Here is a 25,650-nt window from a genome sequence, read left to right as displayed (position 1 = left end):
CTGTCTTGGGAAGCGCCACCCTTTGCGAAGGCGTCCTTCTCCCCGTCACTATACGGGGAGAAGATGCCGGCAGGCAGATGAGGGGCGGCGTCGAGCTTCCTGATGCCACGATCATGGCCCGGTCAGGACTTGGAGACTGTCGCCGCCCGGCCCTTGTCTTGACTCTTCGGCCGATTTCCTGTCTACACGCCTCGAATTCCGCGACGAGTATCCCTCCGAGCAAGCCGACCAGGACGCCGAAGCCTCTATGAGGCCGTGCTGTAAATAGATCCTGGAGGCCAACACCCGGCAGCGCAATGCGCCCCCGGGTGCTTTTTGGTTTTGGGCTTTGCTTTTGCTTGGACAGTTGGCGCGAACGCATTACCTCTCGGGTCGAATGAACCGAGATCGAAGGACGCAAGATGTTTGAATCGCTGCAGGAGCGTCTTGGCTCCATCCTGAACGGCCTCACCGGCCGCGGCGCGCTTTCCGAGGCTGATGTCTCGGCGGCGCTGCGCGAGGTGCGCCGTGCGCTGCTCGAGGCCGACGTGGCGCTCGAAGTGGTGCGGTCCTTCACCGACAAGGTGCGCGAGAAGGCCGTCGGCGCCGCGGTGCTGAAGTCGATCAAGCCCGGACAGATGGTCGTCAAGATCGTCCATGACGAGCTGGTCGATATGCTGGGCGCCGAGGGCGTCGCCATCGACCTCAATGCGCCGGCCCCGGTCGTTATCATGATGGTCGGCCTGCAGGGCTCCGGCAAGACGACCACGTCGGCCAAGATCGCCAAGCGGCTGACCGAGCGCCAGAACAAGAAGGTTCTGATGGCCTCGCTCGACACGCGGCGGCCCGCCGCGCAGGAGCAGTTGCGCCAGCTCGGCGAGCAGACCAAGGTCGCGACGCTGCCGATCATTGCTGGCCAGAACCCGGTCGACATCGCCAAGCGCGCCGTGCAGGCGGCCAAGCTCGGCGGCCATGACGTCGTCATCCTCGACACCGCCGGCCGCACCCATATCGACGAGCCGCTGATGGTCGAGATGGCCGACATCAAGAAGGTGTCGAGCCCGCACGAGATCCTGCTGGTCGCGGATTCGCTGACCGGCCAGGACGCCGTCAACCTGGCCAAAAGCTTCGACGAGCGCGTCGGCATCACCGGCCTGGTGCTGACCCGCATGGACGGCGATGGCCGCGGCGGTGCCGCCCTTTCCATGCGCGCCGTCACCGGCAAGCCGATCAAGCTGATCGGCACCGGCGAAAAGATGGATGGGCTGGAGGAATTCCACCCCAAGCGCATCGCCGACCGCATCCTCGGCATGGGCGATATCGTCTCGCTGGTCGAGAAGGCCGCCGAGAACATCGACGCCGAGCAGGCGGCGGCGATGGCCAAGAAGATGCAGTCGGGCAAGTTCGACCTGAACGATCTCGCCCAGCAGCTTCAGCAGATGTCGAAAATGGGTGGCATGGGCGGCATCATGGGCATGATGCCCGGCATGGGCAAGATGAAGGACCAGATGGCCGCCGCCGGCCTCGACGACAAGATGTTCGGCCGCCAGCTCGCCATCATCTCCTCGATGACCAAGGCAGAGCGCGCCAATCCCGATATTCTGAAACACTCGCGCAAGAAGCGCATCGCCGCCGGCTCCGGCACCGACGCCGCCGAGATCAACAAGCTGTTGAAGATGCATCGCGGCATGGCCGACATGATGAAGGCGATGGGCGGCAAGGGCAAAGGCGGCGGCCTGATGCGCGGCATGATGGGCGGCCTTGCCTCCAAGATGGGTCTCGGCGGCATGATGCCCGGCGGCATGGGCGGCATGCCCGATTTGTCGAAGATGGACCCAAAGCAGCTCGAAGCCTTGCAGAAGCAGGCGCAGGCCGCCGGTCTCGGCGGCATGAAGGGCCTGCCCGCCCCCGGCGGCGGGCTGCCTGGCCTGCCCGGCGGCATGAAACTTCCGGGGCTTCCCGGCCTCGGCGGAGGCGGACTGCCGGGCCTTGGCAAGAAGAAGTGAGAATACGGATGAACGAAGAAAAGGACATGGCCGACGCCCGCACCATCCTGGCAGGCTACCGCGCTTCGATCGACAACATCGACGCCGCCCTCATCCACATGCTGGCCGAGCGCTTCCGCTGCACCAAGGCGGTCGGCGTGCTGAAGGCCGAGCATGGCCTGCCCCCGGCCGACCCGGCGCGCGAGCAACAGCAGATCGCCCGTCTGCGCCAGCTGGCCAAGGACGCGCATCTCGACCCCGATTTCGCGGAGAAATTCCTCAACTTCGTCGTCCGCGAAGTGATCCGCCACCACGAACAGATCGCCGCTGCCAACGGCGTGACGAAAACCGGCTGAAACCAAAGATTTAGCCGAAACCATATCAACGAAATCAGAGCTTTTAGGAGATAAGAAATGGCACTGAAGATCAGACTGGCCCGTGCGGGCTCGAAGAAGCGTCCTTACTACCACGTCGTCGTCGCCGACGCCCGTTCGCCGCGCGACGGCCGGTTCATCGAGTCGCTCGGCTCGTGGAACCCGCTGCTGCCGAAGGACGGCGAGCGCGTCAAGGTCGACGCCGACCGCGTCAAGCATTGGCTGTCGCACGGCGCCCAGCCGACCGACCGCGTGCTGCGCTTCCTCGACGAGGCCGGCCTTGCCAAGCGCGACGCCCGCTCCAACCCGAAGAAGGCCGAGCCGGGCAAGAAGGCGCAGGAACGCGCTGCCCTTTTGAAGAAGGCGCAGGAAGACGCTGCCGCTGCTGTCGCGGCCGCGTCCGCGGCACCGGCCGAGGCGGAAGCCGCCACCGCCGAATAAATATCGCTTCATCGCATCGACAAAACGGCGGGCCTGTGCCCGCCGTTTTGCTGTTTGGTCTTATCTCGCCCCGGCACCGCTGCGTCCCACTTGACGAAGCACCGCGACGTTGATTTTCTTCCGGCTTCAGAGAGGTGTGAGTCTTGAAATCAGTTCTGGTTCTGGCCATCGCGGCCCTGGCGGCGCTAACCCTTGACATGCCAGCCCAAGCGGCCGGTTTCGACAACATCGTCGTTTCAGCGACGAAGGGAGGCGAGGCCCAGAGCGAGTTCCCGGCGGACACACCGGTCGTCTATTTATCGGCTGACCTGGTGGACATCCCGGCCACGTCGACGATCACATTCTCCTGGATTTCGATCGATTCTCATGGCGTTGCGCCGGCCAACTACACGATCGACAAGGTTGACCTCAATGTCGGAGAGAACACCGAGGCGGATTCGCAACTCAGCAAGCCGACGGCGGGGTGGCCAGTTGGCACCTATCGTGTTGATCTGTCTATCGACGGTACGGTTGCGGACTCGGCACCCTTCAGCATTCGATGATTTGGCTGGCCGTAGCGCGGTTCTGTGCGAATAGGTCCCGGCCGACCACGCCTCGCTGAGGCGCGGACGGGTCGGATGGACGAACCGGCAGTCACCGAAGAAATCCTGTCCGGCGGCGTTGCCGGAACGCTGCTGCGATACGCCGACGCCAAAACGGGCGTCGTGGTGCTGGGCGGATCGAGCGGCCGTGTCGACGTCGCCCGCGCACGGCTGTTTGCCGGCGAGGGCGCGTCCGCCCTGGCGCTCCGGTGGTTCGGCGGCGAAGGTCAGATTCCCGGCATCTGCGAAATCCCGCTCGAGATTTTTTTCGCCGCGACCGACCATGTTGTCGGACTGGGCTGCCGGCGCATCGTCTATGTCGGCACGTCCAAGGGCGCCGAGGCGGCCTTGCTCGCGGCGGTTCACGACCCACGCATCGATGCCGTGGCCGCGATCAGCCCGACATCGGTGGTCTGGGGCAATATCGGGCCGGGCGACGACGGCATCAGTTGGCCCGAGCGATCGTCATGGACGCTGAAGGGGGTCCCGCTCCCGTTCGTTCCGACCGAGCCGAACTGGCGCACGAGCCACGTCGATGGCCTTGTGTCCTACAGGGGGCTGTTCGAGCATTGCCTGGCAAGCTTCGAGCAGGAGGCCGACAAGGCCGCAATTCGCGTCGAGACTATCTCGGCGAGGCTTGTGCTCGTCGCGGGCGGCGACGACGCGCTGTGGCCATCCCTCGACTTTGCCCGGTCGATTGTTCGGCGTCGGGAAGATGCCGGAAAGACCACGCGCCTCATTTCGAGCCTGGAGCCGGCCACCGCATTCTCTTGCCGGGTGAAACCACCCCACGGTCCGCATTGCACGCCCATGGCGGCAATGACCAAGCCGATGCGCGTCTCGGTCAAGAAGCCTGGGAATTCATCAGGGACTTGTTGTAGGGCGGTTTCAGACGAAAACGGCAGGCCAGTGCCCGCCGTTTTGCTGTCTTCAGTGCTGGTCGCTGCTCAATAGCCACTTGGGCAGCGGTCGACATAGACACGACCATGACGGTCGCGGTAGCGGCACTGGCCACTTTCGCTGGCGTGGCCAATCAAGGCACCCGCCACGGCGCCAACCGCGCCTCCGACGACGGCGCCCTGGACCGGATCACCGGCCACGGCCGCGCCGACCGCGGCACCACCAAGGCCGCCTATTGCAGCGCCTTTTTCCGTCTGCGAGCACGCGCCCAACGCCATCGTCAGTACCAGAATGGTCATGATTTTCTTCATTTTAGTTCCTCTCACAGGGGGATCGCCATCGCTCCGCCAAGTGCTTAACTCGCAGACGGCTAATTTGATCCAAGAGAGAATGAAGATCGTGGTGCCGCTCGCCCGGGCGACTTCCCGCGAACGGCCGTGCCCGTTCGCATCATGCCTCGGCGTTGCGCTTCAGATTGGCGAGGCCGACCTCGAAATCCCGGCCGATCAGCGTGTCGAAATTCATGAACAGGCCCATCAACTTGGCGATGAAGGGCCGGCTGCCCCGCATCGCCCAGGAGACGGCGGTGGTTTCGCCCGATGGCGTCAAGGTGAAGTCGACGCTGTTGTTGGCGCGGAACGGCTTCTCGAAATCGAGCTTGAGCGCGACCTGCGACGACGGCACCGAATTGACGATCTCCATGCGTCCCTTGCCGGCCTTGCCATTGCCTTCCCAGGCATAGACGGCGCCCTTGCCGCTTGGCGCGCCGGAGAGCGTGCGCTTCATGTTCGGGTCGAGCTTCTCGTAGGGCGACCATGTCGGCCAGCGGCTGAAATCGTTGATCAGAGGGAAGATCGCCTCTGGCGGCACCTTGATGCTGGCCGTGCGGGTGACGACGAAATCGTTCGGCCGTGTCGCGGCATAGATGAGGACCGCGGCGATGATGACGACCAGGATGATGAGGATGGTGCTGAACATTTTTCTCTCCCTGAAAAATACCTGAAAAACTATCGGCTGAACGGGATCAGTGCGCGCACCTTGGGGTCGCGCAGATAGAGGCCGCCCCACAGGATGACACCGAGGTAGACGCCGAACAGCGTGTGCGAGAACAGCGGATTGCCGATCCGGGCATTGGCGGCGATGGCGCCGCCCATATAGGCGGTGAGCAGGATGGCGCCGAGCACCGAGGTGCGCGGCAGCGCGTAGAGCGCGGTCGCGATGAGGCCGATGACGCCGAGCAGGCGCGCGACGTTGGCGTCGGCCGGCCAGCCGAGCGGCACCATCGTCTGGGTGACGACATCGAGCGGCGGCAGCTTGATGGCGCCGTCGAAGATCATGAACAGGATGATGATGCCGCTGAGCACACGGCCGGTCCACAAGGCGCCGGACGAGACAGGCGCGGTTTCGGAAATGCTCATCGGTGTTCCCTCCTGATGGTTCGAACCCCTTTCGCCGGGGTCGAACCAAGGACGCGGCACGAGGCGGCAATCCTACAGGGGGCTGGGTTTTTTCGATCCGTCCTTTGGCCGTCAGGCAGGCCGGTCCAGATTCTACGAAAAATAAAACTTCTCGGCTGGCAGCATCTTCGGCGGTGCCTCCCCCAGCGCCTCGAAGACCGAGATCTCGCAAACGCGGCACAGGCCGTCGAGCGCGAGGTCGTTGGCTTCGGTGCCGAACGGGTCTTCGAGCTCCTCCGAAAGCGCATCGAGGCCGAAGAAGGTGTAGGCGATCAGCGCCGTGAACAGCGGCGTCGCCCAGCCGGTGGTCGAGATCAGCCCGATGGGCAGAAGCAGGCAGACGATATAGGCCGTGCGGTGCACGAGCAGTGTATAGGCGAAAGGCAAGGGCGTGCCGGCGATCCGCTCGCAGCCGGCCTGGATGGCCGTGATCGACGCCAGCCTCTCATCGAGAATGCGAAAGCCGATCGGATCGACGTCGCCCGCCCGGCGCTGCGCATTGGCGCGCCGCCCCATGCGCCGGACCATCTCGTCGGCCGGATTGGCAAAGGCTGCGACCCTCTCCGCCTCGGCGTCGATGAAGGCGCGGGCGTCCTTGATGCTGTCGATCTTGCGCAACTGGCCGCGCAGGAAATGGCAGAAGGCCAGCGCCTCCATCAGCAAGGCGCGCTGTTCGGCCGGATCGGGAATGAGGCTGGTCGTGGCGCGCGCCAGATTGCGGATCTCGAAGACCAGCGTGCCCCACAGCTTGCGCGCTTCCCACCAGCGGTCATAGGCGGCGTTGTTGCGGAACGACAGATAGATGGACAACGTCACGCCCACCAGCCCGAACGGCGTGATGTTGAAGACGCCGAGATCGAGCTCGAACCATCGCGCCAGGGCCAGGATGACCGCCGAATAGACGGCGAACCCAAAGATCTGCGGCAGGATGCGCGGCACCACGGAGCCGCGCATGATGAAGAACAGCTGCAGGAAGTTGGGGCGCGGGCGAACGATCATGGACGGCCTTTCACGGACCGGCATCGGCCCTCAGCTGCTCTATTGTGCGATGCGACTGATCCGCAAGCCCGGCCGCCAGCGACATCGCCATGTCGTGCGCGCGGACTATCGGCGTGTGCCGGTTGCCGATATTGAGAAGCCTGTGCCCGTTCCTTTTCAGGCGAGAGAAATGACCGGCGAGACCGACCTGAAGACATTGTTGGCATCGATGACACCGGAACTGCTCGACGGCATCCATGTCTTCGCCATGCTGGCGCCTGGGGTTCCCCAGCCGGAGGACCTCGACCCGGTGATGGTGTTTCGCGAGCGCGAGGGCACGACGCTGATCGTGACCGAGGACGCGGCGAAGGCCGCCGGACTGAGCGCCTCGTTCCGCTGCCGGATGATCACGCTGAACATCCACTCATCGCTGGAAGCCGTCGGCTTCCTCGCCGCCATCACCACGCGGCTGGCTAGCGCCGGCATGGGCGTCAATCCGGTCTCGGCTTTCTATCACGATCATCTGTTCGTGCCGGCGGAACGGGCCGAGGAGGCGATGATCTTGCTGCGTGGACTGGCGATAGAGAACGGACGGGTGGAGTAAGGCGTCAGCGCCTGCGGACATACAGAATATCCGGCAGGCCTTCCTCATTGGTCATGCCGTCGCCAAACGACTCGGCGCGGAACCCGTGGCGCTCGTAAAAACGCCGGGCGCCGGTGTTGGCCTGGAAGCAATGGAGTTTGGTGACCGGCAGGGCAGCGGTGGCGTCCGTCAGCAACCGGCTGCCGATGCCTTGCCCCGTCCAGGCCGGGTCGAGGTAGAGCTGCTCCACCCAATCGCCGCTGACGGCAATGAAACCGGCAATCACCTTGCCGGCCTCAGCGACCGTCGCCTGCTGCCGTGGCAGCACGATATCGCGGATGAAGAAAAGGTCTTCCTCCGGCGTATGCAGCACCGGCATCCAGTCGAAGGAGCTGAGCGCCGCCCGCATCATGGTCGCGATGGCGGCAGCGTCCGAGCCGATGGCCGGACGCAGGATGGTATCTACGGGCTGAGCGCTAGTCATGAAGGGAACCCCAACATCTCACTCCGCTGGAACCCCCCATCCGTCTCGGCGCTTCGCGCCGATCCACCTTCTCCCACAGGGGGAGAAGGAAGAAGCGCCCCGGCCGAAGGCCGAGCCCGCGACCGCGGGCCGCCGGTCGTCCGGCGCCCTCGCGGAGGGCCCGCCGCGGCAGCGGCGATACGGCCCGTGAGCGGTAAACTACGCCGCCTTCTTCTTCGGCTGGATCAGGCCGCGCTCGACCAGAAGCTCGGCGATCTGCACCGCGTTGAGCGCGGCGCCCTTGCGCAGATTGTCGGAGACGACCCACATCGACAGGCCGTTGTCGACGGTCGAATCCTCGCGGATGCGCGAGATGAAGGTGGCGTCCTCGCCGGCCGATTCCAGCGGCGTGATGTAGCCGCCGTCCTCGCGCTTGTCCAAGACCTGGCAGCCGGGAGCATCACGCAGGATGTCGCGCGCCTCGTCGGCGGTGATCGGCTTCTCGAACTCGATGTTGACCGCTTCCGAATGGCCGATGAACACCGGCACGCGCACGCAGGTCGCCGTCAGCTTGATCTTGGGATCGAGCATCTTCTTGGTCTCGGCGACCATCTTCCACTCTTCCTTGGTGAAGCCGTCGTCGAGGAAGACGTCGATATGCGGAATGACGTTGAAGGCGATGCGCTTGGTGAACTTCTTGACGTCGACCTGGTCGGCGACGAACACCGCGCGGGTCTGCGTGAACAGCTCGTCCATGCCTTCCTTGCCGGCGCCCGACACCGACTGGTAGGTGGCAACCACGACGCGCTTGATGGTGGCGAAATCGTGCAGCGGCTTCAGCGCCACGACCAGCTGCGCGGTCGAGCAATTCGGGTTGGCAATGATGTTCTTGCGCGTGAACAGCGAGATCGCGTCCGGGTTCACCTCCGGCACGATCAGCGGCACGTCCTGGTCGTAGCGGAAGGCCGACGAATTATCGATGACGACGCAACCCTGCTTGCCGATCTTCGGCGACCATTCCTTGGAGACATTGCCGCCGGCCGACATGACGCAGATGTCGGTGTCGGAAAAATCATACTGGTCGAGCGCCTTGACCTTCAGCGTGCGGTCGCCGAACGACACTTCCGTGCCCTGGCTGCGCCGCGACGCCAGCGCCACCACTTCGCTTACCGGAAAGCCGCGCTCTTCCAGTATGTTGAGCATTTCCCGGCCCACATTGCCCGTGGCGCCGACGACTGCAACCTTGAAACTCATAAAGATCTCCTGTCCCTCTCCGCTTGGTTTTTGGAGAAAACCCGCCGGCCAATGCGGGTTCCGTCCCCCGGGCCGAACCCGGGAGAGGGTGGTTAGGCCAAGGGAATCACACCGTTTTGGTGGTGGTTTTGGCCGTGGTTTTGCTGGAACGAGGAGACGAGTCGAGGCGCCCGGCCCAATGGTTCGCATTGAGGCTGGGGGCATCGAATGCAAGAAGAGCCATCGAAAGGCCGCGCATCGAAAAACGATCCCGTTCGAAGCGGGCTTTTACGCGGTTTGCGGCAGGAGTCAATGCGCGGCGCGTCGCATGGCCTTCATGGCGCGCCCTGTACAAGAGCGGCGGCAGGAAGTACGAACGGCCAAGATTGTTTGGCTGGCGCGGCGCCGGCCCCGGCTCGTGCTCCATGATGAGCGCAGACCCCTGAATTCCGAAAGAGCGAGATGTCCAACTTTGAAGGTATCGTCCCGGCGCTGGCACAGGCGCTGGAAAAACGCGGCTATTCCGCACTGACACCGGTGCAGAAGGCGGTGCTGGAACTTGGGTCCGCCGATGCTCTGGTATCGGCGCAGACCGGCTCCGGCAAGACCGTGGCCTTCGGCCTTGCCATGGCGCCGACGCTTCTCGACGGCGCCGAGCGCTTTGGCCATGCGACAGCGCCACTGGCATTGGCGGTGGCGCCGACGCGCGAACTGGCGCTGCAGGTGACGCGTGAACTCGAATGGCTTTACGAGCCGACCGGCGCCACGGTGGCGTCCTGCGTCGGCGGCATGGACATGCGCACCGAGCGGCGCGCGCTGGAGCGCGGCGCCCATATCGTCGTCGGCACGCCCGGGCGGCTGCGCGACCACATCACACGGCAATCGCTCGACATGTCGGCGCTGAAAGCGGTGGTGCTCGACGAGGCCGACGAGATGCTCGATCTCGGTTTTCGCGAGGATCTCGAGTTCATACTCGACGCCGCGCCGGCCGAACGCCGCACGCTGATGTTCTCGGCCACCGTGCCGCGCTCGATCGCCACGCTGGCGCAAGGCTACCAGCGCGATGCCGTGCGCATCTCCGCCGCCGGCGAGGAAAAGCAGCATCTCGACATCGAATACCGCGCGCTCAACGTCGCCCAGGCCGACCGCGAGAACGCCATCATCAACGTGCTGCGTTTCTATGAGGCGAAGAACGCGCTGGTGTTCTGCAACACACGCGCCGCCGTCAATCATTTGACCGCGCGCTTCAACAACCGCAATTTTTCCGTCGTGGCACTTTCGGGCGAACTCAGCCAGAACGAGCGCAGCCATGCGCTGCAGGCGATGCGCGACGGCCGTGCGAAAGTCTGCATCGCCACCGATGTCGCGGCGCGCGGCATCGACCTGCCCAACCTCGAACTGGTCATCCACGCCGATCTGCCGACCAATCCCGAGACGCTGCTGCATCGCAGCGGCCGCACCGGCCGCGCCGGGCGCAAGGGCGTCAGCGCACTGATCGTGCCGGGCAGCGCCCGCAGGCGCACCGAGCGCCTGTTGCAGAACGCCGGCCTCAAGGCGACATGGGCGAGTCCGCCCTCCGCCGACGACGTGATCCGCCGCGACGACGAGCGCATCCTCGCCGATCCGGCCTTCGACGAACCGGTGAAGGACGATGAGCGCGCTTTCATCGACGCGCTTCTCAGCCGGCATGGCGCCGAACAGGTGGCGGCCGCCTTCGTGCGCCAGTGCCGCGCCAGCCGCTCGGCGCCCGAGGATCTCTTGGACGTAGCACCCTTCACGCCTTCACGCGAAAGACCGGCCGGCGAAAAATTCGCGCAGCGCGACGAGGCGCCGAGCCGCCGCGACGATTTCGGCGCCAGCGTCTGGTTCTCGCTGTCGGTCGGCCGCCGGCAGAATGCCGAGCCGCGTTGGCTGATCCCGATGCTGTGCCGCACCGGCAGCATCTCCAAGCGCGAGATCGGCGCCATCAAGATGCAGCCGGAAGAAACCTTCGTGCAGATCGCCGCGGACTGGGCCGACCGTTTTCTCGCCGCCATCGGTCCCGACCGCAAATTGCAGGGCAACATCGTGGTCAGGCGGCTGGACGGCACGCCGGACCTGTCGCGGGCCGGCTATCAGCCACCCAGCCCCGACAAGAAGCCGCATCGCGGCAAGGCGCCATTCGACCCGAACGCGCCGAAGCGCAAATTCGAGAAGCGCGCGCCGGCTTCAGTCGATCAGCGCCCGGCAGCCGCGCATGAGGCAAAGCCATGGGCAAAAAAGCCGGGCAAGCCGAAATTCGACAATGCCAGCCCGCCAAAGCACAAGAAGCCGAAGAAGCGGCCTTCATAACCCTATAAACGCCGGGACGCGCTCTCCTGCAGCCCGGCCTTGATGGCCGACCAGCTAGCGGCCGCCGGCGTCGGCCGATGGTTTTGGGCGATGCGCTCCGCCAAAGAGGAGCGCCAGGCGTGATCCTCAGCCATCTTGCGGATGGCGGCGTACCAGCCAGCCTGGTCTTCGGAATCGATCGCCGGCATCAGCCCGCCGCTCGCCTCGATCAGCGACGGCGCCGTCGACACGATGACCGGAACGCCGAAATCGAGGCATTCCGAGGCGCCATAGCCCCAGCCCTCTATATGCGAGGGAAAAACGCCGAACGTGGCGCTGCGATAATAGCCGATGAGCTGCTCGTCGCTGACCAACCCGGTGAAAGTGACCGACTGGAGCAGTTCGGGATGCGCCTTGAGAAAAGCGCGCAGCGGTTCGATCATCCAGCCCCAGCGCCCGGCGCAGACAAGCCTTGGCAGCTTGACGCCCTCGTCGCGCGCCTGTTGCCAGATCCGCGCCAGCAATATGTGGTTTTTGCGCACTTCGATGGTCGAGCAGTAGAACACGAACGGCTCGCCGGTCTCGATGCGCGAGGTGCTGCCCATGCGCGATGCCGTCTCGTGCAGGATGGAGGGCATCGGAAACCGGCACACCACCGGCGCGCCGATGCCGGCCTTGCGCATATATTCGGTCAGCGTCGCGCCGACCTCGTCGGAGGCGCAGAATGCCGGCGCACCGGCGCGCACGAGCTGCTCGAGATCGGAGCCGAAACGGCGCTCGCCGGCGCTCGAGCCGATCAGGTCGGGGCGCAATGCCGGGATGATATCGTGGCACAGGAAGGCAGGCTTGCCGGCGCCGCCCGAAACGGCGGACCGGTCTTCCTGGGTCAGGATGTGATGGCTGATCAGCACAAGGCCGGGCTCCGTCTCGGCCGGCCGGGCTGGGGCATCTTCTCGCAAGCCAAAGCGAATCCGCGCCCGCTGGTACAGGCGATAAGCGCGGATCAACAGCCGCGTCGCCTGCCAGGCGATCCCCATGCCGCCATTGGTCACCGTCCTGGCCAGATGGCGGTCCGCGTCACGCTTGTCCCAGGGCTGTTGCCGCACCGCCTCGAAAGCCTGCGACAGCGCCATGCGTCTCCCCGGCCACCGCTTGACACGATGCGGTGAAATCTCGCCCGCCGCGACATGGTCCTGTTCGAAAGGCGCGAGCGGCCGGAACCGGCCTTCGCCTGGCCTGAACGCCACCACCTCCACGTCTGGGTCGGGATCCGCCAATGCAGCGTTGACGAGAAAGCTCTCCACCCGTGGAATGCCCGCCAGGCCCTTGCCCGGCGGCCAGAACATCAGGCCGGTGGCATCGATGGCCAGTGCAGGGGCATACCTCGGCGGCCTTGCGACCTGCCTACCCTCGGTCCCGGCTCTGGCATCGGAATGCTCGACTGTCATGATCTGCTTTGTCGAAGACGGCTGCACGTGAAGCCTTATGCTTGATTTGCCGCTAATATGGTAGCCATGCCGCACGGTGTTGCCCACGGGATCGGCCCTGTGCCACACCTTGGCGGGGACGCGGCGACAAGGGGGTGGGCGATGCGTGGCGAAGTGCTTCACTATGACGAAGACCAGGGTTTCGGCTTCATCACCGGAGCCGACGGCAACCGCTACACATTCACCCGCGAGAACCTTCGCCGGCAAAGCGCGATGGCCAAGGGCACGGCGGTCGAGTTCCAGCCAGGTGGCGGCCAGGCGCGTGACGTTTTCTCGATCGCCGCCCAGGCGGCAAGCCCGGCCGCCGTCACAAGCCCCGCACCGGCTCAAGCCAGTCCCGCACCGGCAACCGGCGCATCGCCGGCGCAGCCTTTCGGCCGGACGGCCGAACCGGCCGAGCCCACCGACCTCTGGTCCTATTTCTGGGGCGGCGTGACCCGGAACTACTTCAATTTCGCCGGCCGCGCCCGCCGCAAGGAATATTGGGGCTATTGCCTGTTCTGGACGATCGCGTTGCTGGTGATCGTCGGCATCGGCGTTTTCACCGATGCCGAGATCGGCAATTTCGACAACGCCGAGGTGCCGGCGATGACGGTGGGGCTTTTCGGCCTCTTCCTGCTGGCCACCTTCCTGCCCAGCCTCGGCATGATCGTGCGCCGCCTGCACGACCTCGGCCTGACCGGCTGGCTCTGCCTGCTCCTCCTGATCCCGACCTTCGGCAGCCTGATCATCCTGGTCTTTGCGCTCATCCCGACACAAGGGCGCGAAAACCAGTGGGGGCCTGTGCCGGCGGGGGTCAGGATCTAACCTAAACGTGCATCTTGCAACTACTTGCAACTTTAGGTAGAGTCCCCGCTCGGCATGACGGGGGCAAAGTATGCGTGGCACGGTCTATCACTTCGACCAGGATCAGGATTTCGGTTACATCAATGGGGTTGACGGCAAACGCTACATGTTGCCCGTAGCGATCTGAGCCATGAGGTGACCCTCGTCAGGGGCACTCTTGTCGAATTCCAGCCAGATGATGGGACGGCTCACAATATAGCCGCCGTGGCCTCAACCACGCCGTCGTCAACCCCCGGCCAGTCTGACCGTACCGGCGAAAACGGGCCCACTCGTTCCACGGGCCTGTGGGCGTACTTCCTGTGCACGGTGAGCGTGAACTATTTCAATTTCGACGGACGCGGCCGCCGCAGGGAATTCTGGGCCTTTTGGCTATGCTTTATCCTTGTGCAGTTAGCACTTGTTGGCTTCGGGATACTCGTCAATCTGGCCATCAACGGTTTCGGCATCAACGCGGGCAAAAGCTCGATAGGGTTCCTACCCGCTGTTATCTTTACACTGGCATTCGGCTGGTCGTGGATCGCGCTTGTCGTGCGGCGTCTTCACGACATCGGCCTGAGTGGCTGGCTTGTGTTGATCTGCTTCATCCCGGCTATCGGCGGGGTGGCCGTGCTGGTCTTTGGGCTTGTGCCGTCTCAGGCGGGCGAAAACCAGTGGGGACCGGTGCCGACGGGGGTCAGAGTTTAGCGACTTCGGCAGCATGCCGATCGAAACTGCATAAAAACAAGGAGTTGCACCATCCAGGCGGAGCAGCAAGATTCCTCTTGCTATTTAATCCGCGCACAGATAGTCTGTGCACAGATCTAATGATCGATCAGCCAGGATGAATGGAGCCAAGACAATGTGGAGCAATGAATACACCGCGATTTCCTCCCTTCCCGCAGCAGCCGTCTGGAATGCGCTGAAGGCGTTGCACGAGGGCCGCCTGACCTATGAAGGGTCCGACACTTTCGTGCTGCACGGCCCGTTCGCGAAGGGCACCCGTGTTTCGGTGACGCCGGTCGGGCAGGACACGTTTGAATCGACCATCGTCGATCTCGTCGATAATTTCACCTATGCCGACGAGACGTCGTTCGGTGACACCAAGCGGCTGTTCAGGCATACGCTGGTGCCGGTCGAAGGCGGCACGCAGGTGACGCACCGGCTCGAAATTTCCGGCCCTTCGGCCGCCGAGGTCGGACCCGAACTCGGTCCGCAGATCAGCGGCGATTTCGACGCCTCGATGGCTAAATTGTTCGAGCAGGCAAAGGAGTTTGCGACGGGTGGCTGATGGACAGGATTTGAAAACGCGCTTCAGCGGACCTTCGGAGAGCCCGGGCTTGTTGTTGTGGCGAACCACCATGCGCTGGCAGCGCGTCATGACGGCGGCGCTGGCGCCGCTCGACCTGACTCATGTCCAGTTCGTGCTCTTGGCCTCGGCCATGTGGCTCGGCCGCAATGGCGAGCCGCCCAACCAGGTGCAGCTCGCCGCCCAGGCCGGCACCGAGGTGAAGATGACGTCGGACGTTGTTGCCCGGCTCGAGGCCAAGGGACTGATCGCGCGGGAAGCCGACCCCAGGGATTCGCGTGCCAAGGTGATCCGCGTCACCCCGGCCGGGGCGGCCGCCGCACAGCGCGCCATCGTTGCCGTGGAGACCGCCGACGCGGCCTTTTTCGAACCGGTGGACGAAGCACAGTTCGTCGGCCTGCTGCAGCAGCTGGCCGGCGAGATCCGCTAAACCGGGAGGTCCTGCGCCAAGGTGTGTTGAGATTCAGGTCAGGCCGAGCCGAGAATGGCGACTGCCGAGAACCGGAGCGGAGCGTACTTGAAGTACGCGAGCACCGGAAGCGCAGGCAGCCGTCATTCGCAGGCCGGCCTCACCTGAATATCGACACGCCTTAGCCCAGGAACTTGGCGATGATCGCATCGCCCATCTCGACCGTGCCGACTTCGGTCATGCCCGGCGAGAAAATGTCCTTCGTCCGCAGGCCCTGATCGAGCACGGCGGCGATCGCGCCTTCCAGCCTGTCGGCTTCATCGACCATGCCGAAGGAATAGCGCAGGCACATGGCGAAGGAAGCGATCATGGCGATCGGGTTGGCGATGCCCTTGCCGGCGATGTCGGGTGCCGAGCCGTGCACGGGCTCGTAGAGCGCCTTGCGCTTCTTGGTCTTGACGTCGGGCGCGCCGAGCGAAGCCGACGGCAGCATGCCGATCGAGCCGGTCAGCATGGCGGCGATATCGGACAGCATGTCGCCGAACAGATTGTCGGTGACGATGACGTCGAACTGTTTTGGCCAGCGCACCAGCTGCATGCCGCCGGCATCGGCCAGCATGTGGTCGAGCTTGACGTCGGAATAGCGCGCCTTGTGCGTTTGGGTGACGACCTCGTTCCACAGCACGCCCGATTTCATGACGTTGCGCTTTTCCATCGAGGTGACATGATTGCGACGCGTCCGCGCGAGCTCGAAGGCGACGCCCGAAATGCGCTCGATCTCGAACGTGTCGTAGACCTGCGTGTCGATGCCGCGCTTCTGGCCGTTGCCGAGATCGATGATCTGCTTGGGCTCGCCGAAATAGACGCCGCCGGTCAGCTCGCGCACGATGAGGATGTCGAGGCCTTCGACCACCTCCTGCTTGAGCGAGGAGGACGCCGCGAGCGCCGGATAGCAGATGGCGGGGCGCAGATTGGCGAACAGCTCCATGTCCTTGCGCAGCCGCAGCAGGCCGGCCTCGGGGCGCACCTCGTAAGGCACGGCATCCCACTTTGGTCCGCCAACCGCGCCGAACAGCACCGCGTCCGCCGCCATCGCCTTGGCCATGTCGGCATCGGAGATTGCCGCGCCATGCGCGTCGTAGGCGCAGCCGCCGACCAGGCCCTCATCGGTGACGAAGCCGCTGCCGAGCTTTTCGTTCATGGCCGATATCAGCTTCTTGACCTCGGCCATGGCCTCGGGGCCGATGCCGTCGCCGGGGAGCAGGAAAAGATGCTTCGTTGCCATGGAGAAACCGTCCCAGAAAGAATTTGAACCGCGGCCTTGCTAAACGCCAAGCGCTTGCGGCGCAAGCCTGCGGTTCAGAACCACGATCACCGATGTGAGAGAATGTTGACCAGCCGGCCCAGGGGATCGCGCACATAGAAGCGCCGCACACCCCACGGTTCGTCGGCCGGACCGTATTCGATGGCGAAGCCGGCGGCCTTCATGCCTTGAAGTGCCGCCTCGACATCGTCGACCTCGATCGACAGGTCCGGCACCGGCGTGCCGGAGCCGCCTTGCGCCATGAAGGAGACCTGCACCTGCATCTTTTCCGCGGAGCCGTAGGTGGCGATCCAGCCCTGATCCATCAGCATGTCGAGGCCAAGCACGTCATGGTAGAAGCGTTTCGCCGCCGCCGCGTCCTGCGTCTCGATATTGGCCACGATGCGCCGGACCTTCATAGGCTTGGCCTCAATGTCTCAGACCAATTCCAGGAAAAGTGTGAAACGGTTTCCCCGGGGAAGCGCGCAGGCTTTCCCTTGGGAATTGCGTCAACTGCTCTAAGCCGAGCGCCGCAGCGCTGTGACTTCGATCTCGATCTTCATTTCCGGCTTGTTGAGCTGGCACACGATCATTGTCGCCGCCGGCCTGATGTCGCCGAATGTCTCGCCCAGGATCGGGAAGACCACATCCACGAAGGCCTGGTCGGTGATGTAGTAATGCGCCCGCACCACGTCTGATATCTCGAAGCCGCCGTCGGCCAGCGCCTTGCCGATCGTCGCCAGGCAGTTGCGCGTCTGCGCCTCGACCGTTTCCGGCATCGTCATCGTCGCGTAATCATAGCCGGTCGTGCCGGAGACGAAGCACCAGTCGCCCTGCACCACCGCGCGCGAATAGCCGGCGGTCTTCTCGAAGGGCGAACCGGTGGAGATCAGTTTGCGCATGGGAGGCCTCCTTGGATTTTGGGCCTGCGTCTAGCAGGCGGCGCGGCGCGGGTCGTGGGCCAAGCAGGGCGGACCATTGTCACGACGCGGCGAAGTGCTGCCTCGGAGATTAGTCGGGGTATCCCTCCCGTCGTCATCCTGGGGCGTAGCAAGGAGCGAAGCGACGCGGCGCAGACCCGCGGATGACGAAGCTCTGTTGGCCGTCGCGCAACGCTAGTGCCCTAGTTCCCCGACGCCTGCGCGTCGTCGAGCGCCTTCTTGATATCGTCCGGCCAGTCCTTGAGCGGCGGCCAGGCCGCTGGCGCGCCATCGTCGCCACGCCGCGAGAAATAGACCGTGTGCTTGGCCGGATCGACCGCCATGAAGCCGTCATTGCCGCCGCAATCATGCGGCACGCAGCCGGTGGCGTAAAAGGCGCCGGAGGCCGTCTTTTCCGTGCCGCCACCGACCAGCAGGCTGGTCGCCATGTCGGGCATGGTGTCGCCGAGCAGCGCCTTGGCCGCCTTGTAGACAGCCTCGTTGTGGAAGGCATCGATGATGTTGTCGTATTTCGACGGATCGATATCCTTCCAGTCGGTGCCGGGTTCGGGCGTGTAAGCGAGGTTGCCGGAAGTCGTCAGGCCTTCGGTCGGCGACCATTGCAGGGCCGGCTTCTGATCGCCCGGCAGCAGATAGGGCACGAAATAGATGGCGCTGTCGGAGATCGCCGCCGGCGGCGCGCCGCATTCGTCCTGCTCGACCGTCGTGGTCTTGATCTCGCCGTCCTTCGGCTTCCAGACGATGACCTTGGCCGGGCCGCATTGATTGCCGCCGTCGCCGACATCGACCAGCGCCACGTTGACGTCGCCGATCTTCACGATCTTGTCGAAGAAGACATCGTAGTTGCTGGCCAGCTGCTTGCCGTCATAGGCGAGCACCTTCTCGCCGTCCTGCTCCGGCTGCGTGATGGTCAGCTGGCCGCCCTCGAACGCTATCGGCGCCTGCTTGTCGTCGTCGGCGGGCGCCGCGTCGCTCGACGATCCCTGGTCGGTCGCCGGCTGGTCGGCTGGCTTCTGGGCTGCCGCGGGCGTCTGTGTCTGCGCAAAGGCGCTCGCGCTGGGCACCAGCAACAAGGCCAAGCCGCAAACGCCGGCAAGAAGCGAACGTGCCATGACTGTCCCTCCCTTCAGTCGCCACCAAACCCGGCCGGAACGCGGCCGGGCCTATCGTCGGACAGTGCCGCTCAGGCCCAGGGACGCTGTTCGGCGTTCTTCTTCTCGAACGAGGCGATGGCGCCGGCCTTCTCCATGGTCAGGCCGATATCGTCGAGGCCGTTGAGCATGCAGTGCCGCTTGAAGTCGTCGAGGTCGAACTTGACGACGCCGCCATCGGGGCCGCGGATTTCCTTGGCTTCGAGATCGATCGACAAAGTGGCGTTGGAGCCGCGCGAGGCGTCGTCCATCAGCTTCTCCAGATCTTCGGGGCTGACGGTGATCGGCAGCACGCCGTTCTTGAAGCAGTTGTTGTAGAAAATGTCGGCGAACGAGGTCGAGATGACGCAGCGAATGCCGAAGTCGAGCAGCGCCCACGGCGCGTGCTCGCGGCTCGAGCCGCAGCCGAAATTGTCGCCGGCGACCAGGATCTGCGCCTTGCGGTAGGCCGGCTTGTTGAGCACGAAATCCGGATTTTCCGAACCATCGTCATTGTAGCGCATTTCGGCGAACAGGCCGGTGCCGAGGCCGGTGCGCTTGATCGTCTTGAGATAATCCTTCGGGATGATCATGTCGGTGTCGACATTGACGATCGGCATCGGAGCGGCGACGCCGGTGAGCTTGGTGAATTTTTCCATGGCTTTGGCCCGTGTTTTCGTTGCGGGGGATTTGCTGACGCCCCGTTTACACAAAGCCGAGGGCAAATAAAAGGCAACTGTTCGTGCGCGCTGGCACAAGGGGCGTACCACAAAGCGACTTCGAATTCGCGAGGCGATGATGCAGTCTGACCGGCATGGCTGAAAACTCCCATGTCCTCTACGCAAGCGAGTCCGCGCTCGACATCGCCGAATTCCGCCGCGTGCTGGTGGAATCCGGCCTCGGCGAGACGCGGCCTGTCGATGATCCCGCCAGGCTGCGGGCGATGCTGTCCGGTGCCAATCTTGTGCTGACCGCGCGTCTCGATATCGAAGGCAAGCCGCTGATCGGCGTGGCCCGTGCGGTCACCGACTTCTCCTGGGTTTGCTACATCTCGGAACTCGCCGTGTCCCGATCGGCGCAAGGGCTCGGCATCGGCAAGGGCCTGATGGACGAGGCGCGACGGCAGCTTGGGCCGTCGGTCGCCATCAGCCTGATTTCCATGCCCGACGCCGTCGGCTTCTACGAACGCATCGGCATGAAGCGCATGGCCGACGCCTTCTGGTTCTCCCGCAAGGGCTGACTTTTTTCTCCCGTGGCCGCGCCCAGCCGCCGACGGTGTGCGATCTTGTCGCTTGACATGCAACCAAATGGTTGCATATTAAAGCGATGAGCATGGATGCAGTCTTTCGCGCCCTGGCCGACCCGACACGCCGGCAATTGCTGGACAACCTCCATGCCCGGAACGGGCAGACGCTGAACGCGCTGTGCGCGGAGATGGACATGACACGCCAGGCGGTGACCAAGCATTTGGCGATCCTGGAGGAAGCCAACCTCGTCACCACGCTCCGCAAGGGACGCGAGAAGCAGCACTACCTCAATCCGGTCCCCATCAACGAGATCGCCGAGCGCTGGATCGGCAAGTTCGAGCGCCATCGGCTGGATGCATTGAGTGATCTGAAGAAACGCCTCGAAAGGGAAGACTGATGAGCAACAGCTTCGTTTACGTGACCTACATCCGCACCACGGCCGAAAAACTCTGGGAGGCGCTGACCGACCCGGAGTTCAACCGGCAGTTCTTCCTCTGCTCCTATCAGGAGAGCGAGTGGAAGGTCGGCTCCAGCTGGAAACTGATCTTCCCCGACGGCCGCGTCGCCGACTCGGGCGAGATCCTCGAGATCGACCCGCCGCGACGCCTGGTCATCAAATGGCGCAATGAATGGATGCCGGAGGTCAAGGAAGACGGCTACACGCGCTGCACCTTCACAATCGAACAGGACGGCGAGCTGATGAAGCTGGCCGTCACCCACGAGGCCGACGGCCCGCACCGGCTGATCCCGAATGTCAGCAAGGGCTGGCCGCTGGTGCTGGCGAGCCTCAAGAGCCTGCTCGAGACCGGCAAGGGTTTCGAGCGCCCGCCAACGAAAGGGTGAAAGGCTCGTTTCGATACCGAAACAAACTGGATGTGGAGGCAGAAATGATGCACGTCCTCGGGGTACAGAGCATGACCAATGGCGAGACGATCATGGCGTCAGCCGAGATCGAAGCGCCTGTGGAACGCATCTTTCGCGCGCTGGTCACGAGAGAAATCGAGCAATGGTGGGGGACCGCCGACACCTACCGGATGGCCGATTGGTCGGCCGACCTTCGCGTCGGCGGTCGCTGGACGGTCGTCGTCCGCACTGCCGGCGGCAGGGAGCTGCCGGCCGGCGGCGAATTCCTCGAGATCGAAGCGCCGCGCTGTATCGTGCAGACGCGGGCCTATGCCTGGGACCATCCGACGCTTGGCCGGCGGCAAACCACGGTCGCCTGGCTGCTCGAGCCGACCGCCAAGGGCACGCGCCTCACCATCTGCCATGGCGGTTTTGCCGGCCTGAGCGATGCGGCGGCCGAGCATGCCGAGGGCTGGGGCCGGGTGCTGGCCTGGCTGCAGGCCTATGTCGGGGATGGAAGACTAGCGGCGGCCTGAGCAGCGGGACGGTGGCAACGGCTCGTCGTTCATCTCGTCTTGACCCACACTTCATCTGGTCCACATCCCATGCATGGAAAAGCAGGGATGTTTCATCGGCACGGCCGGCTGGGGAATTCCAACCCGATATAAGGAGGACTTGCCGCAACCCGGTTCGCATCTCGAACGCTACGCCCGCCGATTTCCGATCGTCGAAATCGACACGTCCTTCCACAAGTCACACCGTCGCGAGACCTACGAGCGCTGGGCACGCTCCGTGCCGGAGCACTTCCGCTTTGCCGTCAAGACGCCCAAGACAATGACCCATGAGCATCGTCTCGCGGATGGCGATGCGCTTGCGGAAATGTTCCTCCAGCAGGTCGAAGGTCTCGGCGAAAAACTGAGCGTGCTTTTGGTGCAGCTGCCGCCGAGCTTGCCGTTCGAGCCGGACATCGCCTGCGGTTTCTTTGACATGCTGGGCAGGCGGACAAAGGCAAGGCTGGCATGCGAACCACGCCACCCGAGCTGGTTCGAAGCAGAGGCGGAAACGCTCCTCGCCGACCGGCGGATCGCGCGCGTTGCCGCCGATCCCGCTCTAGTGCCGCCTGCTGCGGTGCCGGGCGGTTGGGCCGGCCTTGCCTATTTCCGCTGGCACGGCGTGCCGCGTGTCTACTACTCGGACTACGACGCCGAAAGCCTCGACCGGATCGGCCGACAGCTGCAGGCAGCGGCCGCCTCGGGCGCGGAGGTCTGGGGCATCTTCGACAACACGGCCGCCGGCCACGCGCTCGGCAATGCTCTCGCTATCGATGCGACAGTTGACTAGGCGCTTCTCAAATCACATTCAATTCCCGGAACGCCCGCCCCTCGGCCACCCGCTCATAACCAAACGCCGAGCAATCGATCGTCCGATACCCGCCATGCACGATCAACTCAGCCAGCGCCTTGCCGACCGCCGGCGCCTGCTGCAGGCCGTGGCCGGAAAAACCGTTGGCGAAGAGGAAATTGCCGACCTCTGGATGCGGCCCGATCACCGCGTTCTGGTCGAGCGTGTTGTAGTCATAGTGCCCGGCCCAGGCGCGGGTCGCCTTGATGGCCTCGAAGGCGGGAATGCGGGTCGCCAGCACCGGCCAGATCACCTCTTCGAACAGCGGCCAGTCGACCTCGAAATCGGCGGGATCGGCCGGGCCGTCGCCCTCTTCCGGCTCGGCGCCGCCGGTGAGGTAGACCGAGCCTTCCGGCCGCACATAAATGCCGGAGGGATCGACCAGCAGCGGCATGTCGGCATATTTCTCGCGCGCCTCGAACACGAAGACGTTGCGCTTGCGCGGCTCGACTGGCAGCGCCAGCCCGGCGAGGGCCGCGACCTTGCCGGCATTCGGCCCGGCGGCGTTGACGACGATGCCGGCTTCCAAGGTCTGGCCATTTTCGAGGGAGACGCCGGTGACGCGGTTGCCGTTGCGCGTAATGCCGGTGGCCGAAGCGGCGATGAAATCGATCTTCTTGTCACGCAGCGCCTTGCGGAACAGCGTCAGCATCGCATGCGCGTCGAACCAGCCTTCGCCGGTCCGGCCATAGGCGCCGGCGGAAATGCCTTCAGCCGACAGCCAGGCGAAGCGCCGCGTCAGCTGCTCGGCGTCCTCGAGCACGATGTCGGCGCCTTCGGCGACCTGTGCATCATGGTTTGCCTTGAGCACCGGCAGGCCGTTCTCGCCGGCCAGGATGAGATAGCCACCCTCGCGGAACCCGATATCGGCATCGGCGCCGAACGTCTCCTTCAGCCGCCGGAACAGCTTCAGCGTGAATTGCGATAGCCGGATGTTTTCGGGAATCGAGAATTGCTGGCGGATCGAGGCCATGGACAGCGTCGTTGCCGCATGGGCGAATTGCGGATCGCGCTCGATGAGCGCGATGGAGCCGGAAAACCCCTCCTCGCGCAGATAGTAGGCAATGGAGGACCCGACGATGGCCCCGCCGATGATGACGATGTCGTAGCGCACGCTTAATGTCTCTCCAAGCCTAGAGCATGATCCCGAAAAGTGGCCGCCGGTTTTCGGAAGAGATCATGCTCCCTCTCATACTACCGGCAGTGTGATCTCGAAGCGCGTGCCGCGCTCGGAGTCAACCAGCCGGATCATACCATCATGCGCTTTCAGGAGGGCCAGCACGATGCCGAGGCCCATGCCGGTGCCGCCGGTGGAGCGCCGCGTGGTGAAGAACGGCTCGAAGATGCGCGCCCGGTTGCTCGGCGAAATGCCGGCGCCGTCGTCGCCGACCAGCACCGTCGCCTTGCCGCCGGCGCTCGCCGCCGTGATCGAAACGAGCGTCGCGGCGTGCCTGGCGGAATTGTCGATGAGATTGGCCAGCACGATTGCCGCGTTCTCGGCCGAGATGCGCAGAGCGAGATCGCCGCCCGCCTCGATGCGGACCGCCAGCCTGGTGTCGGCGGGCAGCAGGGCCAGCGCGGCACCGATCGAGGTGCTTTCGCCGCTCGGTGCAAGATTTTCGGCCTTGGCCAGATCGAGCAGCCGCCGCACCAGCAGATTGAGCCGCCCGGCATCGGTGACGATGTTGTTAGAGAAGCGCCGCCGCTCCTCATCATCCATCGTGCTGCCGGAATCGCGCAGCAATTCGGCCGCGCCCTGGATCGCCGTCAGCGGCGATTTGAGCTCGTGCGAGACATGGGTGGCGAAGGTCTGGATGCTATCCGAGCGCGCCTGCAGCTTTTCGGCCATGTCGAGGAAGGCGGCGGACAGCTCGGCCATTTCGTAGGTGCCATGATGGTCGAGCGGCCGAATTGCGTCACGCTCACCGGCGGCGATGCGCTGCGTGCGGTCGATCAGCGCATAGATCGGCCGGCTGACCGTGCGCAGGAACACCAGGCCGATGAGCAGCGTGCCGCCGAGGATGGCGATCGCCGCCAGGGTCACCTTGCCGCGTTCGCCATAGAGATGCTTGATGATGTTGTTGGGTGTCCGCGAGACATAGACCACGCCGGCGACCCGGCCATCAACGGCCACCGGCAGGGCGACGAAGACCCGCACCTTGGTACCGCGGCTGACCGAATAGAGCGGTGGCGTCGGCTGGTCGGGGATGCGCAGCCTGAGCGCGCTGGCATAGTGGCCGCCAAGTGCCGTGCGCACCTCGTCGACCTCGCCAAGCGACTGCCCGACCTCGCCACGTCCGGCAATGACGACACCTGTGGGATCAAGCAGCCGGAAACCGGCCAGCGTGGTTTTCTGCGTGGCGTCGAGAATGCCGGACAGGCGCGTGCCGATCGCGGCGAAGGCCGGATCGGTGGTGGCGGGCATGGCGGCGGGCCGGGTCGGCCGCACGGCGTCTGAGGCGAGATCGAGCTGCGGCTCGATCGGCCGGTACGGGCCGTCGGGATTGGCTGCTCGGCTGGCACCGCCATTGGCCTGCGGCATCGGCGCGCCGAGTTTGTCCGGGGGAATGCCGGCGTCGCGCACTTCCTGCGCATAGATGGCGGCGATGGCCGCCCCTTGGGCGATCAGTTCCGCCTCGGTCTGGCGGATCAGCTGGTTTTCGTAGAGGCGAAAGAAGAACAGGCCGACCAGCGGCAGCGCCATCACCATGATCAGGATGGCGACGACGACCGTGGCAAGCCTTGGTCGCCATTTGCGGCCGATCCATTTGCTGGACGTCGTCAGCCGCATCGGCCGAGCCGGAAGCCGACGCCATGCACGGTCTCGATGGCGTCCAGGCAGCCCACCGCCGCCAGCTTGGCGCGGATGTTGCGGATATGGCTGTCGACGGTGCGGTCGGCGACATGGATCTTGCCGGCATAGGCGTTCGCCATCACCGCGTCACGGTCGAGCACATGCGCCGGCCGCGCCAAAAACCCTTTCAGGATCGAGAATTCGATCCCCGTCAGGGCAAGCGGCTTGCCGTCGAAGCTTGCGGCGTGGCTGGCCGGCGCCAGAGTGAGCTTGCCATGCGAAAACTGCCGGTCGTCGGCCGCCTCGGCCGCCGCCGGGCGGGCGCGGCGCAGGATGACGTTGACGCGAGCGACCAGCTCGCGCGGGCTGAACGGTTTCGTCACATAGTCGTCGCCGCCCATTTCGAGCCCGAGGATGCGGTCGATCTCCTCGTCGCGCGCGGACAGGAACAGCACCGGCACGTCCGATGTGTGGCGCAGCCGCCGGCAGACCTCCAGCCCGTCCATCTCCGGCATGCCGATGTCGAGCACGACGAGATCCGGCGCCCGGCGTCCGATCTCCTGCAAGGCGGCGGCGCCATCGGCCACGCCAAGCGTCTTCATGCCGGCCTTTTCCAGCGCGAAGCAGATCACCTCGCGGATGTGCGGGTCATCGTCGGCGACGAGGATGTGATGCGGCAT

31 protein-coding genes and 1 pseudogene are annotated in these 25,650 nt (G+C 64.6%); 16 read left to right on the top strand and 16 right to left on the bottom strand.

The window, feature by feature from the left end; all coding sequences use genetic code 11:
* The first annotated feature begins 401 nt into the window (after positions 1-401).
* The 5 genes and pseudogenes from ffh (at position 402) to JG747_RS04690 (ending at position 4,241) form a co-directional block, all read left to right on the top strand.
* Positions 402-1,985, top strand: coding sequence for a signal recognition particle protein (gene ffh / locus JG747_RS04710; RefSeq protein ID WP_019862095.1), 1,584 nt, complete (start codon positions 402-404; stop codon positions 1,983-1,985).
* 8 nt (positions 1,986-1,993) lie between these two features.
* The gene (locus JG747_RS04705) at positions 1,994-2,320 is read left to right on the top strand and encodes a chorismate mutase (protein WP_019862096.1); all 327 of its coding nucleotides are present in this window, start codon (positions 1,994-1,996) and stop codon (positions 2,318-2,320) included.
* Positions 2,321-2,377: 57 nt separating this feature from the next.
* Positions 2,378-2,779 (top strand): 30S ribosomal protein S16, encoded by a 402-nt coding sequence (rpsP, locus tag JG747_RS04700; RefSeq protein WP_019862097.1) that lies wholly within the window; start codon positions 2,378-2,380, stop codon positions 2,777-2,779.
* A 143-nt stretch (positions 2,780-2,922) separates the two neighbouring features.
* Positions 2,923-3,321: a hypothetical protein gene (locus JG747_RS04695; RefSeq protein WP_038650664.1), complete on the top strand. Its 399-nt coding sequence runs from the start codon at positions 2,923-2,925 to the stop codon at positions 3,319-3,321.
* 75 nt (positions 3,322-3,396) lie between these two features.
* Positions 3,397-4,241: pseudogene (locus JG747_RS04690) on the top strand (acyl-CoA thioester hydrolase/BAAT C-terminal domain-containing protein).
* 66 nt (positions 4,242-4,307) lie between these two features.
* On the opposite strand, the gene JG747_RS04685 reads toward JG747_RS04690, so the two are convergent.
* The 4 genes from JG747_RS04685 to JG747_RS04670 form a co-directional block, all read right to left on the bottom strand.
* Positions 4,308-4,571, bottom strand: a complete 264-nt coding sequence (locus tag JG747_RS04685; RefSeq protein WP_019862099.1) for a YMGG-like glycine zipper-containing protein — start codon at positions 4,569-4,571, stop codon at positions 4,308-4,310.
* 139 nt (positions 4,572-4,710) lie between these two features.
* A complete protein-coding gene (locus tag JG747_RS04680) occupies positions 4,711-5,238 on the bottom strand; it encodes an SRPBCC family protein (protein WP_202361267.1) in 528 nt (175 codons plus the stop codon).
* A 29-nt stretch (positions 5,239-5,267) separates the two neighbouring features.
* Positions 5,268-5,678, bottom strand: a complete 411-nt coding sequence (locus JG747_RS04675) for a DoxX family protein (protein ID WP_202361266.1) — start codon at positions 5,676-5,678, stop codon at positions 5,268-5,270.
* Positions 5,679-5,810: 132 nt separating this feature from the next.
* The gene (locus JG747_RS04670) at positions 5,811-6,716 is read right to left on the bottom strand and encodes a bestrophin family protein (protein ID WP_202361265.1); all 906 of its coding nucleotides are present in this window, start codon (positions 6,714-6,716) and stop codon (positions 5,811-5,813) included.
* A gap of 169 nt (positions 6,717-6,885) precedes the next feature.
* On the opposite strand from JG747_RS04670, the gene JG747_RS04665 reads away from it, so the two are divergent.
* Positions 6,886-7,299 carry an ACT domain-containing protein gene (locus JG747_RS04665; protein WP_027047552.1) on the top strand — a complete coding sequence of 138 codons (414 nt, stop codon included), beginning with the start codon at positions 6,886-6,888 and terminating at the stop codon, positions 7,297-7,299.
* 4 nt (positions 7,300-7,303) lie between these two features.
* Here the strand turns inward: JG747_RS04665 and JG747_RS04660 are convergent, their stop codons facing one another.
* The 3 genes from JG747_RS04660 to JG747_RS04650 form a co-directional block, all read right to left on the bottom strand.
* Positions 7,304-7,762, bottom strand: a complete 459-nt coding sequence (locus JG747_RS04660) for a GNAT family N-acetyltransferase (RefSeq protein ID WP_202361264.1) — start codon at positions 7,760-7,762, stop codon at positions 7,304-7,306.
* Positions 7,763-7,960: 198 nt separating this feature from the next.
* On the bottom strand, positions 7,961-8,995 hold the full coding sequence (locus JG747_RS04655; RefSeq protein ID WP_010912399.1) for an aspartate-semialdehyde dehydrogenase: 1,035 nt from the start codon (positions 8,993-8,995) through the stop codon (positions 7,961-7,963).
* A 106-nt stretch (positions 8,996-9,101) separates the two neighbouring features.
* Positions 9,102-9,401: a hypothetical protein gene (locus JG747_RS04650; protein ID WP_202361263.1), complete on the bottom strand. Its 300-nt coding sequence runs from the start codon at positions 9,399-9,401 to the stop codon at positions 9,102-9,104.
* 35 nt (positions 9,402-9,436) lie between these two features.
* On the opposite strand from JG747_RS04650, the gene JG747_RS04645 reads away from it, so the two are divergent.
* Positions 9,437-11,305: a DEAD/DEAH box helicase gene (locus JG747_RS04645; RefSeq protein WP_202361262.1), complete on the top strand. Its 1,869-nt coding sequence runs from the start codon at positions 9,437-9,439 to the stop codon at positions 11,303-11,305.
* A gap of 2 nt (positions 11,306-11,307) precedes the next feature.
* Here the strand turns inward: JG747_RS04645 and JG747_RS04640 are convergent, their stop codons facing one another.
* Positions 11,308-12,732, bottom strand: a complete 1,425-nt coding sequence (locus tag JG747_RS04640) for a glycosyltransferase (RefSeq protein ID WP_244748334.1) — start codon at positions 12,730-12,732, stop codon at positions 11,308-11,310.
* 141 nt (positions 12,733-12,873) lie between these two features.
* Between JG747_RS04640 and JG747_RS04635 the strand changes: the two genes are divergently transcribed.
* The 4 genes from JG747_RS04635 to JG747_RS04620 all read left to right on the top strand — a co-directional run bounded on the left by JG747_RS04635 (position 12,874) and on the right by JG747_RS04620 (position 15,332).
* The gene (locus JG747_RS04635) at positions 12,874-13,578 is read left to right on the top strand and encodes a DUF805 domain-containing protein (RefSeq protein ID WP_202361261.1); all 705 of its coding nucleotides are present in this window, start codon (positions 12,874-12,876) and stop codon (positions 13,576-13,578) included.
* A gap of 351 nt (positions 13,579-13,929) precedes the next feature.
* Positions 13,930-14,301 (top strand): DUF805 domain-containing protein, encoded by a 372-nt coding sequence (locus JG747_RS36830; RefSeq protein WP_244748333.1) that lies wholly within the window; start codon positions 13,930-13,932, stop codon positions 14,299-14,301.
* A 154-nt stretch (positions 14,302-14,455) separates the two neighbouring features.
* Entirely contained in the window at positions 14,456-14,884 is a 429-nt protein-coding gene (locus JG747_RS04625) for a polyketide cyclase (protein WP_202361260.1), read from the top strand.
* A 49-nt stretch (positions 14,885-14,933) separates the two neighbouring features.
* On the top strand, positions 14,934-15,332 hold the full coding sequence (locus tag JG747_RS04620; RefSeq protein ID WP_244748332.1) for a MarR family winged helix-turn-helix transcriptional regulator: 399 nt from the start codon (positions 14,934-14,936) through the stop codon (positions 15,330-15,332).
* Positions 15,333-15,492: 160 nt separating this feature from the next.
* Here JG747_RS04620 and leuB read toward each other — a convergent pair whose 3' ends face one another.
* The 5 genes from leuB to leuD all read right to left on the bottom strand — a co-directional run bounded on the left by leuB (position 15,493) and on the right by leuD (position 19,344).
* Positions 15,493-16,596: a 3-isopropylmalate dehydrogenase gene (gene leuB, locus JG747_RS04615; RefSeq protein ID WP_202361259.1), complete on the bottom strand. Its 1,104-nt coding sequence runs from the start codon at positions 16,594-16,596 to the stop codon at positions 15,493-15,495.
* 86 nt (positions 16,597-16,682) lie between these two features.
* Positions 16,683-17,033 carry a VOC family protein gene (locus JG747_RS04610; protein ID WP_202361258.1) on the bottom strand — a complete coding sequence of 117 codons (351 nt, stop codon included), beginning with the start codon at positions 17,031-17,033 and terminating at the stop codon, positions 16,683-16,685.
* A 99-nt stretch (positions 17,034-17,132) separates the two neighbouring features.
* Positions 17,133-17,516 carry a RidA family protein gene (locus JG747_RS04605; RefSeq protein WP_202361257.1) on the bottom strand — a complete coding sequence of 128 codons (384 nt, stop codon included), beginning with the start codon at positions 17,514-17,516 and terminating at the stop codon, positions 17,133-17,135.
* A 221-nt stretch (positions 17,517-17,737) separates the two neighbouring features.
* Entirely contained in the window at positions 17,738-18,667 is a 930-nt protein-coding gene (locus JG747_RS04600) for a hypothetical protein (protein ID WP_202361256.1), read from the bottom strand.
* Positions 18,668-18,738: 71 nt separating this feature from the next.
* Positions 18,739-19,344, bottom strand: coding sequence for a 3-isopropylmalate dehydratase small subunit (gene leuD, locus JG747_RS04595; protein ID WP_019862120.1), 606 nt, complete (start codon positions 19,342-19,344; stop codon positions 18,739-18,741).
* Positions 19,345-19,499: 155 nt separating this feature from the next.
* Between leuD and JG747_RS04590 the strand changes: the two genes are divergently transcribed.
* The 5 genes from JG747_RS04590 to JG747_RS04570 all read left to right on the top strand — a co-directional run bounded on the left by JG747_RS04590 (position 19,500) and on the right by JG747_RS04570 (position 22,116).
* Positions 19,500-19,925 carry a GNAT family N-acetyltransferase gene (locus tag JG747_RS04590; RefSeq protein ID WP_027047554.1) on the top strand — a complete coding sequence of 142 codons (426 nt, stop codon included), beginning with the start codon at positions 19,500-19,502 and terminating at the stop codon, positions 19,923-19,925.
* Positions 19,926-20,017: 92 nt separating this feature from the next.
* The gene (locus JG747_RS04585) at positions 20,018-20,329 is read left to right on the top strand and encodes an ArsR/SmtB family transcription factor (RefSeq protein WP_064987727.1); all 312 of its coding nucleotides are present in this window, start codon (positions 20,018-20,020) and stop codon (positions 20,327-20,329) included.
* Positions 20,329-20,775 (top strand): SRPBCC family protein, encoded by a 447-nt coding sequence (locus JG747_RS04580; RefSeq protein ID WP_019862121.1) that lies wholly within the window; start codon positions 20,329-20,331, stop codon positions 20,773-20,775. The genes JG747_RS04585 and JG747_RS04580 overlap by 1 nt, the downstream gene beginning before the upstream one ends.
* A 44-nt stretch (positions 20,776-20,819) precedes the next feature.
* Entirely contained in the window at positions 20,820-21,311 is a 492-nt protein-coding gene (locus JG747_RS04575; RefSeq protein WP_202361255.1) for an SRPBCC family protein, read from the top strand.
* A 73-nt stretch (positions 21,312-21,384) separates the two neighbouring features.
* Positions 21,385-22,116 carry a DUF72 domain-containing protein gene (locus JG747_RS04570; RefSeq protein ID WP_202361254.1) on the top strand — a complete coding sequence of 244 codons (732 nt, stop codon included), beginning with the start codon at positions 21,385-21,387 and terminating at the stop codon, positions 22,114-22,116.
* A 7-nt stretch (positions 22,117-22,123) separates the two neighbouring features.
* Here JG747_RS04570 and JG747_RS04565 read toward each other — a convergent pair whose 3' ends face one another.
* From JG747_RS04565 to JG747_RS04555, 3 genes are all read right to left on the bottom strand, one after another.
* A complete protein-coding gene (locus tag JG747_RS04565) occupies positions 22,124-23,290 on the bottom strand; it encodes an NAD(P)/FAD-dependent oxidoreductase (RefSeq protein WP_019862124.1) in 1,167 nt (388 codons plus the stop codon).
* Positions 23,291-23,365: 75 nt separating this feature from the next.
* Entirely contained in the window at positions 23,366-24,967 is a 1,602-nt protein-coding gene (locus tag JG747_RS04560) for an ATP-binding protein (protein WP_069090542.1), read from the bottom strand.
* Positions 24,958-25,650 carry a response regulator transcription factor gene (locus JG747_RS04555; RefSeq protein WP_019862126.1) on the bottom strand — a complete coding sequence of 231 codons (693 nt, stop codon included), beginning with the start codon at positions 25,648-25,650 and terminating at the stop codon, positions 24,958-24,960. The genes JG747_RS04560 and JG747_RS04555 overlap by 10 nt, the downstream gene beginning before the upstream one ends.

It is taken from the genome of Mesorhizobium sp. 131-3-5 (assembly GCF_016756575.1).
Lineage (GTDB): Bacteria > Pseudomonadota > Alphaproteobacteria > Rhizobiales > Rhizobiaceae > Mesorhizobium > Mesorhizobium jarvisii.
Note: the sequence above shows the minus strand (reverse complement) of the source record. Positions and strands in the feature narration are given on the sequence as shown.

What these genes read in the sequence shown, in the direction of transcription:
- ffh (WP_019862095.1), top strand. Translation starts at nt 402, where the DNA reads ATGTTTGAATCGCTGCAGGAGCGTCTTGGCTCCATCCTGAACGGCCTC.
- JG747_RS04705 (WP_019862096.1), top strand. Translation starts at nt 1,994, where the DNA reads ATGAACGAAGAAAAGGACATGGCCGACGCCCGCACCATCCTGGCAGGC.
- rpsP (WP_019862097.1), top strand. Translation starts at nt 2,378, where the DNA reads ATGGCACTGAAGATCAGACTGGCCCGTGCGGGCTCGAAGAAGCGTCCT.
- JG747_RS04685 (WP_019862099.1), bottom strand. Translation starts at nt 4,571, where the DNA reads ATGAAGAAAATCATGACCATTCTGGTACTGACGATGGCGTTGGGCGCG.
- JG747_RS04680 (WP_202361267.1), bottom strand. Translation starts at nt 5,238, where the DNA reads ATGTTCAGCACCATCCTCATCATCCTGGTCGTCATCATCGCCGCGGTC.
- JG747_RS04675 (WP_202361266.1), bottom strand. Translation starts at nt 5,678, where the DNA reads ATGAGCATTTCCGAAACCGCGCCTGTCTCGTCCGGCGCCTTGTGGACC.
- JG747_RS04670 (WP_202361265.1), bottom strand. Translation starts at nt 6,716, where the DNA reads ATGATCGTTCGCCCGCGCCCCAACTTCCTGCAGCTGTTCTTCATCATG.
- JG747_RS04665 (WP_027047552.1), top strand. Translation starts at nt 6,886, where the DNA reads ATGACCGGCGAGACCGACCTGAAGACATTGTTGGCATCGATGACACCG.
- JG747_RS04660 (WP_202361264.1), bottom strand. Translation starts at nt 7,762, where the DNA reads ATGACTAGCGCTCAGCCCGTAGATACCATCCTGCGTCCGGCCATCGGC.
- JG747_RS04655 (WP_010912399.1), bottom strand. Translation starts at nt 8,995, where the DNA reads ATGAGTTTCAAGGTTGCAGTCGTCGGCGCCACGGGCAATGTGGGCCGG.
- JG747_RS04650 (WP_202361263.1), bottom strand. Translation starts at nt 9,401, where the DNA reads ATGGAGCACGAGCCGGGGCCGGCGCCGCGCCAGCCAAACAATCTTGGC.
- JG747_RS04645 (WP_202361262.1), top strand. Translation starts at nt 9,437, where the DNA reads ATGTCCAACTTTGAAGGTATCGTCCCGGCGCTGGCACAGGCGCTGGAA.
- JG747_RS04640 (WP_244748334.1), bottom strand. Translation starts at nt 12,732, where the DNA reads ATGACAGTCGAGCATTCCGATGCCAGAGCCGGGACCGAGGGTAGGCAG.
- JG747_RS04635 (WP_202361261.1), top strand. Translation starts at nt 12,874, where the DNA reads ATGCGTGGCGAAGTGCTTCACTATGACGAAGACCAGGGTTTCGGCTTC.
- JG747_RS04625 (WP_202361260.1), top strand. Translation starts at nt 14,456, where the DNA reads ATGTGGAGCAATGAATACACCGCGATTTCCTCCCTTCCCGCAGCAGCC.
- leuB (WP_202361259.1), bottom strand. Translation starts at nt 16,596, where the DNA reads ATGGCAACGAAGCATCTTTTCCTGCTCCCCGGCGACGGCATCGGCCCC.
- JG747_RS04610 (WP_202361258.1), bottom strand. Translation starts at nt 17,033, where the DNA reads ATGAAGGTCCGGCGCATCGTGGCCAATATCGAGACGCAGGACGCGGCG.
- JG747_RS04605 (WP_202361257.1), bottom strand. Translation starts at nt 17,516, where the DNA reads ATGCGCAAACTGATCTCCACCGGTTCGCCCTTCGAGAAGACCGCCGGC.
- JG747_RS04600 (WP_202361256.1), bottom strand. Translation starts at nt 18,667, where the DNA reads ATGGCACGTTCGCTTCTTGCCGGCGTTTGCGGCTTGGCCTTGTTGCTG.
- leuD (WP_019862120.1), bottom strand. Translation starts at nt 19,344, where the DNA reads ATGGAAAAATTCACCAAGCTCACCGGCGTCGCCGCTCCGATGCCGATC.
- JG747_RS04590 (WP_027047554.1), top strand. Translation starts at nt 19,500, where the DNA reads ATGGCTGAAAACTCCCATGTCCTCTACGCAAGCGAGTCCGCGCTCGAC.
- JG747_RS04585 (WP_064987727.1), top strand. Translation starts at nt 20,018, where the DNA reads ATGGATGCAGTCTTTCGCGCCCTGGCCGACCCGACACGCCGGCAATTG.
- JG747_RS04580 (WP_019862121.1), top strand. Translation starts at nt 20,329, where the DNA reads ATGAGCAACAGCTTCGTTTACGTGACCTACATCCGCACCACGGCCGAA.
- JG747_RS04575 (WP_202361255.1), top strand. Translation starts at nt 20,820, where the DNA reads ATGATGCACGTCCTCGGGGTACAGAGCATGACCAATGGCGAGACGATC.
- JG747_RS04570 (WP_202361254.1), top strand. Translation starts at nt 21,385, where the DNA reads ATGGAAAAGCAGGGATGTTTCATCGGCACGGCCGGCTGGGGAATTCCA.
- JG747_RS04560 (WP_069090542.1), bottom strand. Translation starts at nt 24,967, where the DNA reads ATGCGGCTGACGACGTCCAGCAAATGGATCGGCCGCAAATGGCGACCA.
- JG747_RS04555 (WP_019862126.1), bottom strand. Translation starts at nt 25,650, where the DNA reads ATGCCGCATCACATCCTCGTCGCCGACGATGACCCGCACATCCGCGAG.